Origin of the sequence: Streptomyces sp. NPDC020898 (assembly GCF_044333925.1) — a bacterium.
Taxonomy (GTDB): Bacteria; Actinomycetota; Actinomycetes; order Streptomycetales; family Streptomycetaceae; genus Streptomyces.
Window position 1 is genome coordinate 18875 of record NZ_JBIRRV010000029.1, and the last position, 14414, is coordinate 33288.

General features: G+C 69.4%; 11 protein-coding genes. 5 read left to right on the forward strand and 6 right to left on the reverse strand.

Going from position 1 to position 14414, the window contains the following annotated elements; all coding sequences use genetic code 11:
- The first annotated feature begins 342 nt into the window (after nucleotides 1-342).
- From ACH4TV_RS45055 to ACH4TV_RS45065, 3 genes are read left to right on the forward strand one after another with little or no spacing between them, the layout of a single operon-like run.
- Nucleotides 343-1887, forward strand: coding sequence for a circularly permuted type 2 ATP-grasp protein (locus tag ACH4TV_RS45055; RefSeq protein WP_398407263.1), 1545 nt, complete (start codon nucleotides 343-345; stop codon nucleotides 1885-1887).
- Nucleotides 1884-2825 (forward strand): alpha-E domain-containing protein, encoded by a 942-nt coding sequence (locus tag ACH4TV_RS45060; RefSeq protein WP_398407264.1) that lies wholly within the window; start codon nucleotides 1884-1886, stop codon nucleotides 2823-2825. The genes ACH4TV_RS45055 and ACH4TV_RS45060 overlap by 4 nt, the downstream gene beginning before the upstream one ends.
- 14 nt (nucleotides 2826-2839) lie before the next feature.
- Complete coding sequence (locus tag ACH4TV_RS45065; protein WP_398407327.1) at nucleotides 2840-3682, forward strand: transglutaminase domain-containing protein; 843 nt, start codon at nucleotides 2840-2842, stop codon at nucleotides 3680-3682.
- A gap of 49 nt (nucleotides 3683-3731) precedes the next feature.
- Here the strand turns inward: ACH4TV_RS45065 and ACH4TV_RS45070 are convergent, their stop codons facing one another.
- Complete coding sequence (locus tag ACH4TV_RS45070) at nucleotides 3732-4844, reverse strand: sugar ABC transporter substrate-binding protein (protein ID WP_398407266.1); 1113 nt, start codon at nucleotides 4842-4844, stop codon at nucleotides 3732-3734.
- A 413-nt stretch (nucleotides 4845-5257) separates the two neighbouring features.
- On the opposite strand from ACH4TV_RS45070, the gene ACH4TV_RS45075 reads away from it, so the two are divergent.
- A complete protein-coding gene (locus ACH4TV_RS45075) occupies nucleotides 5258-6967 on the forward strand; it encodes a fibronectin type III domain-containing protein (RefSeq protein ID WP_398407267.1) in 1710 nt (569 codons plus the stop codon).
- Nucleotides 6964-8979: a PA14 domain-containing protein gene (locus ACH4TV_RS45080; protein ID WP_398407268.1), complete on the forward strand. Its 2016-nt coding sequence runs from the start codon at nucleotides 6964-6966 to the stop codon at nucleotides 8977-8979. The genes ACH4TV_RS45075 and ACH4TV_RS45080 overlap by 4 nt, the downstream gene beginning before the upstream one ends.
- A 73-nt stretch (nucleotides 8980-9052) precedes the next feature.
- Here the strand turns inward: ACH4TV_RS45080 and ACH4TV_RS45085 are convergent, their stop codons facing one another.
- From ACH4TV_RS45085 to ACH4TV_RS45105, 5 genes are all read right to left on the reverse strand, one after another.
- Complete coding sequence (locus ACH4TV_RS45085; protein ID WP_398407269.1) at nucleotides 9053-9499, reverse strand: heat shock protein transcriptional repressor HspR; 447 nt, start codon at nucleotides 9497-9499, stop codon at nucleotides 9053-9055.
- A gap of 5 nt (nucleotides 9500-9504) precedes the next feature.
- Nucleotides 9505-10698 carry a molecular chaperone DnaJ gene (gene dnaJ, locus ACH4TV_RS45090; RefSeq protein ID WP_398407271.1) on the reverse strand — a complete coding sequence of 398 codons (1194 nt, stop codon included), beginning with the start codon at nucleotides 10696-10698 and terminating at the stop codon, nucleotides 9505-9507.
- A gap of 45 nt (nucleotides 10699-10743) precedes the next feature.
- A complete protein-coding gene (grpE, locus tag ACH4TV_RS45095; RefSeq protein ID WP_398407272.1) occupies nucleotides 10744-11400 on the reverse strand; it encodes a nucleotide exchange factor GrpE in 657 nt (218 codons plus the stop codon).
- Nucleotides 11397-13247: a molecular chaperone DnaK gene (gene dnaK / locus ACH4TV_RS45100; protein ID WP_398407273.1), complete on the reverse strand. Its 1851-nt coding sequence runs from the start codon at nucleotides 13245-13247 to the stop codon at nucleotides 11397-11399. Before dnaK ends, grpE begins: the two co-directional genes overlap by 4 nt.
- 111 nt (nucleotides 13248-13358) lie before the next feature.
- The gene (locus ACH4TV_RS45105; protein WP_398407274.1) at nucleotides 13359-14387 is read right to left on the reverse strand and encodes an MraY family glycosyltransferase; all 1029 of its coding nucleotides are present in this window, start codon (nucleotides 14385-14387) and stop codon (nucleotides 13359-13361) included.
- Nucleotides 14388-14414 lie beyond the last annotated feature (27 nt).

Sequence of the window (14414 nt, forward strand, 5' to 3'; positions counted from 1 at the left end):
CTTTGCTGCGCAACTATGCGCGGCCCGGACGTGGTCCGCAACACGGCTGGGCCCGCCGCGCGCCCCCAATCCCCTTACTATGTCCGAGTTTCGACCCTCCTCCGCCCGTGGCCCTGCAACAAGCTGACGGTGGTGGGACGTTACGCGTGGGGGCATTGTTGGAGGTGCTTCCAGAGGGCGTAACGGGGGCGCCGCGAGGCGCGAACGGGGGAACGCCCGAAGCGGCCCCGGCCGGGTGCTCCCCATCCAGCCGGGGCCATAAGCGCGTACCACACCTTTCGCGCAAGCTGCCGGAAACCACTCGGAGATCGTCCCGTTACCTCCCGCCCCTACCGTCAGGTCATGGCGGACATATTTGACGCATACGCGCTGGCCGACGCGTGGGACGAGATGTTTGTGCGGCCGGGTGAGGTCAGGGCCGCCTACGAGCCGGTACTGGCGGCGCTCCAGCCCATCGAGCCGACCGAGCTGCGGTTCAGGGCCGACCAGATGGCCCGGGCGTTCACCGACCGCGGGGTGACCTACGCCTTCGCGGGCGAGGAGAGACCCTGGCCGCTGGACCTCGTGCCGAGGATCCTCGACGCGCTGGAGTGGGATCTGATCCAGCGCGGGGTCGCCCAGCGGGTACGCGCCCTGGAGGCCTATCTCGCGGACGCCTACGGGCAGTGCCGGGCCTTCGAGGACGGGGTCGTGCCCTGGCGGCTGCTGCTCGGCTCGGACCACTTCCACCGGGCCGCCCACGGCATCGAGCCGCCGGGCGGGGTACGCATCCATGTCGCCGGCATCGACCTCGTACGGGACGAGGCCGGGGACTTCCGGGTCCTGGAGGACAACGTCCGGGTGCCGTCCGGGGTGTCGTACGTCATCGAGAACCGGCGGGCGATGACCCGCATCTTCCCGTCCCTCTTCGCCGAGCAGCACGTCGTCCCCGTGGACGGCTACGCGCAGCGCCTGCTGGCCGCGCTGCGCGCCGCCGCGCCCGACGGGGTGAGTGATCCGCGCGTCGTGGTGCTGACCCCCGGTCCGAGCAACGCCGCCTACTTCGAACACGCCCTGCTGGCCCGGCTGATGGGCGTGCAGCTGGTCGAGGGGCACGATCTGGTGTGCCGTTTGAACCGGGTGTGGATGCGGACCACGCGCGGTGAGGTTCCCGTCCATGTCGTATACCGGCGGCTGGACGACGACTTCCTCGATCCGCTCCATTTCCGGCCCGACTCGGTGATCGGCTGCCCGGGTATCCTGAGCGCCGCCCAGTCGGGCACCGTCACCCTCGCGAACGCCGTCGGCAACGGCATCGCGGACGACAAGCTTCTCTACACGTACGTACCCGATCTGATCCGGTACTACCTCTCCGAAGAACCGATTCTTCCGAATGTGGAGTCGTTCCGTCCGGACGAACCGGGCCAACTGGACGCCGTGCTCGACCAGATCGACCAGCTGGTCATCAAGCCCGTCGACGGCGCCGGCGGCCAGGGCATCGTCATCGGGCCGAAGGCCGACCGGGAGACCCTGGAGCGGTGCCGGGCGGCCGTCGCCGCCGATCCGCGTGGCTGGATCGCGCAGCGGCCCGTGGCCCTGTCCACGTCGCCCACCCTCGCCGGCGAGCGGATGGCGCCGCGCCACATCGACCTGCGCCCGTTCGCCGTGAACGACGGCAACGACGTGTGGGTCCTGCCGGGCGGGCTCACGCGCGTCGCCCTCCAGGAGGGCAACCTCATCGTCAACTCCAGCCAGGGCGGCGGCTCCAAGGACACCTGGGTGCTCGCCGAGGGGCCCGCCGAGACCCCGTCCCCCGAGCCCGCCGGCACCCTTCCCGAGGTCGCCCCGCGCCAGCTCGGACCCGACGGCAACCTCACCCTCGTACAGGAAGGGGCGCAGCAGCAGTGAGCGACGTGATCCTCTCCCGGATAGCCGAGGCCCTGACGTGGACGGGCCGTTACGTGGAGCGGGCCGACAACACGGGCCGCATCCTGGACGCCTATCTGCACCGCCTCCTCGAGGACCCCTGGCGCGACGAGGACGCGGCCTGCCGCTCCCTGTACGCCATCCTGGGCGTCGACGCGGGCGGCCAACCCGTCGACATGCAGCAGGTGTTGGACCAGCTGGCCTTCGACGCGCGCTCGACGTGCTCGATCGAGGGCGCGCTGGGGGCTGCGCGGTTGAACGCCCGCAGTGCCCGGGAAGCCGTCTCCTCGGAGATGTGGGAGTGCCTCAACTCCACCTGGCACGCCCTCGCCGACCAGCGGCTCGCGGCCCGACGGACGGGCCCGTACGCCTACTTGGAGCTGGTACGGCGTCGGGCGGCCCTCTTCTTCGGCCTCGCGGACTCCACCATGAGCCGGGACGACAGCTGGCGGTTCGTCGTCCTGGGCCGCAGCCTTGAGCGGGTGGACATGACCGTACGGCTGCTGTCGGTACGGGTGTTGGACGCCGCCCACGCCCCGGACTGGCCGACGCTGCTGAGCGCGAGCGGCGCGGACGAGGCGTACGCGCGGGTGTACGGCGGTTTCGGCGACACCCCGAGAGTGGCCGAATTCCTGCTCCTGGACCGGGACTTCCCGCGTTCGGCGCTGCACGCGCTGACGACGGCGGAGGAGTGCCTCGCCGCCCTCGGCCGCCCGCGCCAGGACCCGGCCCGCCGCCCGATCGGACGTCTGCGGACCAGACTCGAATACCTGGACTCGCAGGCCATGGAGGACCAACTCCCGGCGCTGCTACGGGACTTGCAGACCGCCTGTATGGCCTCGGCGGAGGCGGTCGCGGAGAGGTTCTTCCCGTACCAGGGGCCCGTGGAGTGGGCCCAGGAAGGAGCGCGAGCAGTATGAGCAGCAACGCGCCGATGACCCGCCGGCTCCGTATCCGGCACATCACCCATGTCGCGTACGCGCAGGCCGTGATCTCCTCGCACAACGAGGTCCGGATGACCCCGCTGACGCTCCCCGGCCAGACGACGCTGGACGCCCGGGTCACCGTGAACCCGACGACGCCGACCTGGTCGTACTGGGACTACTGGGGTACGCAGGTCACGGGTTTCGACCTGATGGACCCGCACGCCGATCTGACGATCACCGCCCAGAGCCTGGTCGAGACGGCCCCGCCGGGCCCCCTGGACCCCGCCCCGAGCTGGGCGGAGGTGGCCGACCGGACGGCGAACTCCCGACTGCTGGAGTACGCGACCACGACGGTACGTACGACCGTCCCGCCGGAGTTGATCGAGCGCGCACGAGAGGCCGCCGCCGGCCTCGACCCGCACGGGACGGCGATCGCGGTGTCGGCGCTGGTCGCGGACCGGGTGTCGTACCTGCCGGGTACGACGGGCGTGACCACGTCGGCGGTGGAGGCGTGGGAACAGGGCGCCGGCGTCTGCCAGGACATCGCCCATGTGACGATCGCGCTGCTGCGCGGCCTGGGCCTGCCCACCCGCTATGTCTCCGGCTACCTCCACCCGGAACGGGAGGCGGAGCTGCACCGCCCGGTGGAGGGCCAGTCCCACGCCTGGGTCGAGTACTGGGCGGGCGACTGGTGCGGCTACGACCCGACGAACCGGACGCGGGCGGACGAGTCCCACGTGGTGGTCGGCAGAGGCCGCGACTACGACGACGTGACACCGCACAAGGGCGTGTACCGGGGCGTGGCCGGGGGGCTGCCGGAGGTGACGGTGGAGTTCACGCGGGTGGCGTGAAACGTACGTACCCCTGGGTCCGTCCGGACGGACCCAGGGGTACGTGGGGCTACTTCAGGCCGAGGGCCACGCAGTCGTCCTCGAACTTCGCCGTGCAGATGTCGGTCAGCTTGTAGATGCCGTCCGCGACGACCGTGCTCTTGATGTTGGCCCGCGTCAGGGCGACGACGCTCACCAGCTGCGCAGGGACGTCCTTGTTCGTGGGGCTGTCGACCCTGTCCCGGGTGAAGGAGTCGAACTGGATGTCGTGCCCCTGGACGCGGGCGACGGCCATCTCGGCCGCCGTCTCCGCCTCCTTCAGGTACGACTTGTAGACGCTCATGTACTGCTCGCCGGAGACGATCCGCTGCACAGCGTCCAGTTCGGCGTCCTGCCCGGTGATCGGCGGCAGCTTGGTGACGCCCGCGGCCTCCAGGGCCTCGATGACGCCGCCGGCCATGCCGTCGTTGGCGGAGTAGACGCCGGCGATGTTGTCCTTGCCGATGGACTCGATCGCCCTCGCCATGTTCGCCTTGGCGTTCTCGGGCTTCCAGTCCTTGGTGTCGAAGGACTGCGCGATCGTCACCTTGCCGTTCAGCTCGGAGAGGGCACCCTCCTTGAACTGGGCGGCGTTCGGGTCGGTCACCGACCCGTTCATCATGACGATCTTCGCCGAGGTGTCGACGTCACCGCCGAGGGCCTCCAGGAGGGAACGTCCCTGCACCTCTCCGACGAGCTCGTTGTCGAAGGAGATGTACGCGTCGATCGGGCCTTCGGCCAGCCTGTCGTACGCGATGACGGGAATCCCGGCGTCCTTGGCCTTCTTGACCCCGCTCGCGATGGCGTGCGCGTCCACGGCGTCGAGGAGCAGGACGTCGACCTTCTCGTCGATCATCTGCTGGAGCTGCCGCGCCTGCTTGGCGGCGTCCGCCCCGGCGTTGGCGTAGTCGACCTCGCCCTGACCGTTGGTGAGCGACTCGACCTTGTTCCTGATGATCGGGTAGTCGAACTTGTCATACCGGGAGTTCTCCGTCTCCGGAAGCAGCAGGCCCACCGTGATGTCGTTGCCCTTGGCCGGGGTCTCCTCACTGGCCTGCCCGCTGTCGGCGTCGAGCACCCCGCAGCCCGCGCCGAGAGAGACCGTGACCGTGGAGGCGGCCACGGCCAGGACGATACGACGCATGCGGGGTATTCGGGGCATTCGCGCGCTCACTTCAGGTGCTTTCCGGACGCGGGCGCAGCATTGCGGCCCATGTGTCTCAAAAGACAACTCGGGCAAGCCCCGGGCGTCAAGCGAAACCACTTAACGAGATAACAACGTCACGCTCCGCCGATCATGTGGAGAAGCGGCGGAACCCTGCACAAACTGCCTCTACGCGGCCCACACCAAGCCGCCCGGGATCTGATCGGGTGTGGACCACCTGTGTGCGTGAAGCTCCGAGCGATCACGAAGGACCGAACGATCTCAGCCAGACGTAACTTCTCTTACCTCTCGAACAAAATCACAACAGCCGTACAACCAGTTCACACCTTCGCGAGTCCTGATCGTCAGCGGCCCACTCCTTGCCGCTGACGATCAGGACTCGAAGGACCGCATTGAACCCAGCCAGACGCACGACGCAGGCAGCCACCACCGCCCTCGTGCTCGCCACCGCCGGCGGCCTCCTCACCGCCGCCGCGCCGACCGCCTCGGCGGCCACGGCCACCTGCAACTCCCCCGTCTACAAACGGCAGTTCTTCGCGAACACCACCTTCTCCGGCACCCCGAAGCGGACCGACTGCGACGCCGCCATCGCCGAGAACTGGGGCGCGAACGCCCCGGCCACCGGCCTCCCGAAGGACAACTTCGGCGTGCGGTGGACCGTGACTCGGGACTTCGGGTCCGGGGGGCCGTTCGCCCTGTTCGCCCAGAGCCAGGACGGAATCCGCGTCTACGTCGACGGCGTACGCAGGATCGACCTCTGGAAAAACGTCTCGGCGTCGGTGCAGAAAACTGTCAACCTCACCGTCCCCGCAGGCAAACACACCCTCCGCGTCGACTTCGCCGCCTGGACCGGGAACGCGAACGTCAAGTTCGCCTACACCCCCCGGACCTCGGCGGCCGTCGACAAGGTCGCGCCCCTCACTCCGGCCGCCGTCTCCGCGACCTACGACAACGGGACGCGGAAGACGACCGTCAAGTGGTCGAGAAACAAGGAGCTGGACCTCGCCGGGTACCGCGTGTACCGCCGGCTCAAGGACAGCGACGCCTGGAAACGGCTGACGACCACGACGGCGGTGACGTACACGGACGCCCCGCCCGCGACAGGCGACACCTACTTCTACGAGGTCCGCGCGGCCGACAAGGCGGGGAACGAATCCGTCGGCACCGCCGACAAACCCGTGACCACCCTCGACAGAACTGCCCCCGCGGTTCCCTCGGGCACCACGGCGACCGACGCCCAGCCCGGGATCACCGTGGCCTGGAACTCCGTACCTGGCGCCACGAGTTACGTCATTCACCGGCACTGGCAGTATGGCGACGACCCGGTCCCGGTGGCGACGGTGACGTCCACCACCTGGACCGACGTCAAGGTGAACGAACTCCAGTCCTACGCCTACTGGATCACCGCGGTCGACAAGGCCGGTAACCGGTCCGCCAAGTCGGCAGCCATCCCGGTGGAGCGCGGAGACTTCGCGCCCTCGGCACCCACCGGCCTGACCGCCACGACAACGGCCACCGGGATCGCACTGACGTGGAAGGCGCCGACCGTGCCGAACACGTCGGACCTGAGCGGATATCGGATCTACCGCGACGGCTGGCTCATCGACGAGGTGGGGCGGAGCCGGACCTCGTACACCGACATCAGCGTTCAGCAGGGCGTCACGCACACGTACGTGGTGACCGCCGAGGACGTTGAGAACGAGTCCGCCCCATCGGCCCCCGCCACCGCCACCGCACCGGCCACCGGGCTCGCCCCGGCGCCTGTGACCGGCCTGCGCGGCGCCATGAACGGCGCCGACATCGAGCTGATCTGGGAGCGCAGCCCGGAAGACGACGTCGAGTACTACCAGGTCTACCGCGGAGTCCTGGTCGACGGTGTCTGGCAGTACGAGCAGTGGACCCGCGAGAACGAGCTCCGCCAGCCCTACCCCGACGAGACGCTGGTCGGCTACTACCACGAGATCTACGACCCCCAGGGCGAGACCGTCCGCTGGGCCGTGCTCGCCGTCGACAGCTACGGCAACTCCCGTTTCGACAGCGGCGAGCAGTTCTCGTACGTCACCGTGACAGAGCCCGTAACGGACCCGGAGGCCGCCGAATGAACCGGCCCACACCCATGACCGCCGCCGCCTCCGGCGCCCTCGTGCTCGCGACGGCAGGCGGACTGCTCACCACGGTCGCCGTCCCGGCCGCCTCGGCGGCCACGGTGACCTGCAACTCCCCTGTCTACAAGCGGCAGTTCTTCGCCAACACCACCTTCTCCGGCACCCCGAAGAAGACCGACTGCGACGCCGCCATCGCCGAGAACTGGGGCGCGAGCACCCCCGCCATCGGCCTCCCGAAGGACAACTTCGGCGTCCGCTGGACCGTCACCCGCGACTTCGGCTCCGGCGGCCCCTTCGCCCTCACCGCCGCCACGCAGGACGGCATCCGCGTCTACCTGGACGGCAAGGCCAAGGTCAACCTCTGGAAGAACGTCACCACGACCCAGAAGACGACCGTCAACCTCACCATCCCGGCCGGCAAACACACCCTCCGCATTGACTACGCCAACTGGACCGGCTCCGCCAACGTCAGCTTCGCCTATACGCCCCGCACTTCGGCGACGGTCGACAAGGTCAAACCGCTCGCGCCCACCGGAGCCTCCGCGACGTACGACAAGGCCGCCGACAAGGTGAGGATCAGTTGGTCGAAGAACCTGGAGATGGATCTCTCCGGCTACCGCGTCTACCGTCAGGTGAAAGGACGGACCGACTGGGCCAAGATCAGCGGCACGGCAAATCTCGCCGGAACCTCGTTCCCCCACTCGGCGGCCCCGACCGGCACAGCCTTCCTCTACGAGGTGCGGGCCGTGGACAAAGCGGGCAACGAGTCAGCGGGCAGCGCCGACCAACTGGTCACCACCGTCGACCGGACCCCGCCGACCGTCACCGGTCTGAAGGTCCTCAGCGAGAGCGCCCTGGACGGAGTTGGTTTCTGGTGGATGTCCGACAGGGAGTCGCTGGAGCACCACCTGCTGAGGGCCAGTGCGCCCGACGGGCCGTTCACGGTGCTCAAGAGCGCGGGCAACTCGGCGACCGATGAGACCGCCCCGTACGGGGAGACCTCCTACTACAAGGTCTCGGCGACCGACGCAGCGGGCAATATCGGGTACTCGTCGGTGTTGTCGTTCGCCCGGCCGCTCGCCGTCCCTTACCTCGTCAACGGCGTCAACCGCCCGGAGGACGGCGGCGGCGTCGATCTGACTTGGTGGATGTCGCCATTGGCGCCGGCGGAGTTCCGGGTGTACCGCTATGACGACACCACCGGGACGCAGCTCGTGTCCTGCGACCCAAAGTTGATCGACACCACTTACGGACTCCGCCACACCTACTTGTGCACCGACACGACCCCGGTGCCCGGTACGACCTACTCGTACTGGGTGACCACCGTTGATGCCCTCGGGCGCGAGTCGAAGCCCTCGCACGGCGTCGGCAGGCTCTACACGGACGCCACCGCCCCGCCCCTCGTCACCGGGTTCACAGCCACCGCCACCGAGTACGGCACGGTCCTGGACTGGGACGACAACCCGGCGGCCGACCTCGCCGAATATCACCTCTACCGGCTCAGCACGGTGAACGACAGCAACCAGTACACGTACGTGGGCCGGGTCGAGGCGGGCACCAGCCGACTCGTCGACTCGTCGAACCTCCAGGATGGCGAGACCCACACGTACTTCGTGGACGCCGTGGACACCTCGGACAACTCCACCAACTCGTCAGCCGAGAACCTGGTGCCTGCCACCGTCACCGAACACGACCTGCGGCCCACCGTCGAGACCCCCTCGGACTTTCTGGTCAGTGTGAGCGCCAAGGCCGCCGACGACGCGGCCTCGGTCGATCTCTCGTGGAGACTGGACAGCTCCTACTACAGGACCGTCACCGGGTACCGGGTCTACCGCTGGAACCCGGCCACCACCGCGTACGAGCCCCTGACCGCCGACCCGGTCACCGGCACGTCGTACACCGACACCACAGCCGCTGTCGGCACCACCCACTTCTACTGGGTGACCGCTTTCCACGCCGACGGCACCGAAACCGCCCCCGGCGACGCGTGGGTGGCCCTTGCACCCTGAGCGCGCGGAAGGGGCCCGGAGGTTCGAACCGAACCTCCGGGCCCCTTCACACGCACGCTCGTTCGTCGCCTGGCTAGTCCTTGGCCTTCTTCGGCCGCCAAACCACCAACGCACTCGTCTGCTGCACTTCCTGATACGGCACCAGATCCCGCCGATAAGAAGCATGCACCGCGGCTTCCCGCTGCTGCAGCGCCGCCGCGGCGCCGTCCAGTGCGGCTTCCATCTCCGCCACGCGTGACTGCAGGGCGGCCACCTGGTTCTCCAGCTCGATGATCCGCTTGATGCCGGCCAGGTTGATGCCCTCGTCCTGCGACAACGCCTGCACCGCGCGGAGCAGTTCGATGTCGCGGGCCGAGTAGCGGCGGCCCCGGCCGGCGGTGCGGTCGGGGGAGACCAGGCCCAGGCGGTCGTACTGGCGCAGGGTCTGCGGGTGCAGGCCCGAGAGCTGGGCCGCCACCGAGATGACGTAGACCGGGGTCTCCTGCGTCAGTTCATACGGATTGCGTCTACGGCCGTCCATCTCGGTCAAGCTCCCTTCGCTGCCTCGAACAGCTCCGCCCGCGGATCCTCGTCCACGGTCGCCTCGCGATACGCCTCCAGTGCGTCACGAGCCTTCCCCGTCAGCTCCGTCGGGACACTCACCTCGACGGTGACGAGCAGGTCGCCCCGCGTGCCGTCCTTGCGGACCGCGCCCTTGCCGCGCGCACGCATCGTGCGCCCGTTGGGCGTGCCCGGGGGCAGCTTGAGGGTGACCGGCGGGCCGCCCAGGGTCGGGACCCTGACCTCGCCGCCGAGTGCCGCCTCGACGAACGTCACCGGCACCGTCACCGTCAGGTTGTCTTCCTTGCGGCCGAAGACCGGGTGGGAGTCGACATGGACCGTGACGTACAGGTCGCCCGCCGGGCCGCCCCGCTCGCCCGGCGCTCCCTTGCCGCGGAGGCGGATGCGCTGGCTGTCCGCCACCCCGGCCGGTATCCGCACCTGCATCGTCCGGGACGACTTGGCGCGCCCGGAGCCGCTGCACACCAGGCAGGCGTGCTCCGCGATCAGGCCCCGGCCCTTGCAGTCCGGGCACGGGTCGGTGAGCGAGAAGCCGCCGCCCGAGCCGCGCGCCACCTGGCCGGTGCCGACGCAGGTCGGGCACACCCTCGGCGTGCCGTTCTTGTCGCCGGTGCCCGAGCACGCCTTGCACGGTGACTGGGACGTCATGCGCAACGGGACCGTCGCGCCGTCCACCGCCTCCGTGAAGCTCAGCGTGACCTCGGTGTCGATGTCCTGGCCGCGCCGGGGCTGCGTACGGGTGGTGCCGCCGCCGCCCCGGTTGAACAGGCCCCCGAAGACGTCCCCGATGCCGCCGCCGAAGCCGCCCTGACCGGAGCCACCACCGGGGGCTCCGCCCTGGGCGCCGCCGCCGAAGAGGTCACCCAGGTCGAAGTTGAAGGAGCCGCCGCCCGCGCCCGGCCCGGGGCGGAAGCCGCCGTTGCCGAAGAGGGCGCGGGCCTCGTCGTACTCCTTGCGCTTCTTGGTGTCGCCGAGGATGTCGTTCGCCTCGGAGATCTCCTTGAAGCGCTCCTCCGCCTTGGCGTTGCCCTTGTTGGCGTCCGGGTGGAACTCGCGGGCGAGTTTCCGGTACGCCTTCTTGATCTCGGCCTCGGTGGCGTCCTTGGGGACGCCGAGGACCTTGTAGAAGTCCTTCTCGATGAAGTCCTTGGTGCTCATCCCCGACGTCCCTCCTTTCCTGCGGGCCCCGCGTCAGTGCTCACGTCAGCCCTCTTCCGGGCCACCGCTCTCCTTGTCGTCCGCCGCGTCGCCCGAGTCCGGAGTGGCCTGCGTCGCCCCGGGCTGGGGCTCGGCCACCGCGACCCGCGCGGGACGCAGGTTGCGCTCGCCGAACTTGTAGCCCGGCTGCAGGATCGCCACGCAGGTCGTCTCCGTGACGTCCGGCGCGTACGAGTGCATCAGGGCTTCGTGGATCGTCGGGTCGAAGGGCTCGCCCTCCTTGCCGAACTGCTGAAGGCCCATCTTCGCGGCGACGGTCTCCAGCGACTCGGCGACGGACTTGAAGCCGCCGACCAGTTCGCCGTGTTCCCTCGCGCGGCCGATGTCGTCCAGCACGGGCAGGAGTTCGGTCAGGAGGCTCGCGATGGCGATCTCCTTGACCACGATCCGGTCCCGCTCGACCCGGCGGCGGTAGTTCTGATACTCGGCCTGGAGCCGCTGGAGGTCCGCGGTGCGCTCACCGAGCGCCGTACGAACCTGGTCCAGCTGTGCCGTCAGACCGGCGACCTGTGCTGCTGCGGTTGCGTCCCCGGCCGGGGACGCCCCCTCCGAAGAGAGGGCGTCCTTCGGCTCGGCGTCGTCCGAGGTGGCGCCGGAGGGGACGTCGGGCTTCTCGTCGAAGCCCGGAGTCTCCTCGGTCACGCGGCACCGTCCTTGCGCTCGTCGTCGACGATCTCGGCGTCCACCACGTCGTCGTCGGCCTTCGGGGCCTCGGCGCCGGGCGCGTCGTCACCGGCGCCGGCTGCCTGACCCGCCTGGGCGTCGGCGTACATGGCCTGGCCCAGCTTCTGCGAGACGGCGGCGACCTTCTCGGTGGAGGTGCGGATCTCCGCCGCGTCCTCGCCCTTGAGGGCGGCCTTCAGCTCCTCGATCGAGGCCTCGACCTCGGTCTTGATGTCGCCGGGGACCTTGTCCTCGTTGTCCTTGAGGAACTTCTCCGTCTGGTAGACGAGCTGCTCGCCCTGGTTGCGGCTCTCGGCGGCCTCGCGGCGACGGTGGTCCTCGTCCGCGTACTGCTCGGCCTCCTGGCGCATGCGGTCGACCTCGTCCTTCGGCAGCGAGGAGCCACCGGTGACGGTCATCTTCTGTTCCTTGCCCGTGCCGAGGTCCTTGGCCGTGACGTGCATGATGCCGTTGGCGTCGATGTCGAAGGCGACCTCGATCTGCGGCACGCCGCGCGGGGCCGGCGGCAGGCCCGTCAGCTCGAACATCCCGAGCTTCTTGTTGTACGCCGCGATCTCGCGCTCGCCCTGGTAGACCTGGATCTGGACGGACGGCTGGTTGTCCTCGGCCGTCGTGAAGATCTCGGAACGCTTGGTCGGGATCGTGGTGTTGCGCTCGATGAGCTTCGTCATGATCCCTCCCTTGGTCTCGATACCGAGGGACAGCGGCGTGACGTCGAGGAGCAGGACGTCCTTGACCTCGCCCTTGAGGACACCGGCCTGGAGCGCGGCGCCGATGGCGACGACCTCGTCCGGGTTCACACCCTTGTTGGCGTCCTGACCGCCGGTCAGCTCCTTGACGAGCTCGGCGACGGCGGGCATACGGGTGGAGCCACCGACGAGAACGACGTGGTCGATCTCGGAGAGGTTGATCCCCGCGTCCTTGATGACATTGTGGAACGGCGTCTTGCAGCGCTCCAGCAGGTCGGCGGTCAGCTGCTGGAACTGGGCGCGCGTGAGCTTCTCGTCCAGGTGCAGCGGGCCCTCGGCGGACGCCGTGATGTAGGGCAGGTTGATCGAGGTCTCGGTGGACGAGGACAGCTCGATCTTGGCCTTCTCGGCGGCCTCGCGGAGGCGCTGGAGGGCCATCTTGTCCTTGCCCAGGTCCACGCCGTGGCCGGTGCGGAACTGCTGGACCAGGTAGTCCATGACGCGCTGGTCCCAGTCGTCACCGCCGAGGTGGTTGTCACCGTTGGTGGCCTTCACCTCGACGACGCCGTCACCGATCTCCAGGAGCGACACGTCGAAGGTGCCGCCACCGAGGTCGAAGACGAGGATCGTCTGGTCGTCCTTGTCGAGGCCGTACGCGAGAGCGGCGGCCGTCGGCTCGTTCACGATGCGCAGGACGTTGAGGCCCGCGATCTCGCCGGCCTCCTTCGTCGCCTGGCGCTCGGAGTCGTTGAAGTAGGCCGGGACGGTGATGACCGCGTCCGCGACCTTCTCGCCCAGGTAGGCCTCGGCGTCGCGCTTCAGCTTCTGCAGGATGAAGGCGCTCATCTGCTGCGGGTTGAAGCTCTTCCCGTCGAGCTCGATCTTCCAGTCGGTGCCCATGTGGCGCTTGACCGACCGGATGGTCCTGTCGACGTTCGTGACCGCCTGGCGCTTCGCGACCTCGCCGACCAGCACCTCACCGTTCTTCGCGAAGGCGACGACGGACGGCGTGGTCCTGGCACCCTCGGCGTTGGTGATGACGGTGGGCTCGCCGCCCTCCAGAACGCTGACGACGGAGTTAGTCGTGCCCAGGTCGATGCCGACCGCACGTGCCATGTCAATTCCTCCAGCAGCAATGACGTAAAGCAATGACTTGAGTGGAACAGGCTCAAGTGTGCATCACTCCCGTCGCGCGGTCAACAGAGCTGAGTCGACCCCGCTCAACTCTTATCCGTTCCTTACGCGCAATGCCGCCCTGACCTGCGCCGACTGCACGGCCGCCGCCCGCCGGGCCCCGTAAACAGGAACCCTCAGCAGCCCCAGTACGACCACTCCCGCGGCCCCCGCCACCCACCACGGCCCGGATCCGCCGGCCCATCCGCCGTGCGCGAGCACCCCCACCAGCACGGCGCCGAAGGCGCATCCGCCGAGCAGCAGGGCCGCCCCGCGCGGGGTGAGCCCCAGCCGCCGCAGCCGGTGTGCGAGATGGTCGGGATGCCCGCGCAGCAACGGCCGCCCGGCCACCCGCCGCGACACCGCCACCAGCACGACATCGGCGCTGGCCACGGCGGTGAGCGCGAACAGGACCCCCGTACTGGACGCCAGTTCGTGCCCGGTCCGCACGACCACGGCCGCCGAGGCGAGCAGGAACCCCGTGAACAGGGACCCGCAGGCGCCGAGTGCGATCCGCGCGGGATGCCAGTTGTGCATGAGGAACCCGGTGAGCGCGGCGGCCAGCACACTGAGCAGCACGGCGAGCCCGTCCAGCACCTCGGCGGCGGCGCAGACGCCCACCCCGAAGGCGGTCAGCACGCCGACCGTGCCGACCAGGCCGTCGGCGTGGTCGAGGGCCCGGAAGGCGGTCGCCACGAAGACGATCCAGAGGAGGGCGAGCAGCCCGGCCCAGAACCCCAGTTCCCCGAACGGCACGACGAACGCGGCGGCGACCGCCGTACCGGCCGCCAGGAACCGTGCCTTCACCCGCCGCACGTCGGCCACGAGCCCGAGCGCGGCGACACCGAGCCCGGCGATCAGCAGTCCGCCGATCCCGTCCCCCAGCGGGGCGTACCCGGTCCACTCGCCCACCCCCGCGACCAGCGCCGTCGCGAGCACGACGGCGAGCCCGCCGAGCAGCGGCAGGGGCCGCGCCCGGCGCCGGTCGAGCACCCCGAACCGCAGGGCGGGCGTCCGCAGCAGGGCGGTGAGAACGGCGGCGAGGAGAAGGGCGGAGGTGGCGGCGAGGATCCCGTAGAGCACGGGTCCACGTTAGGCGCAAAAGTAACA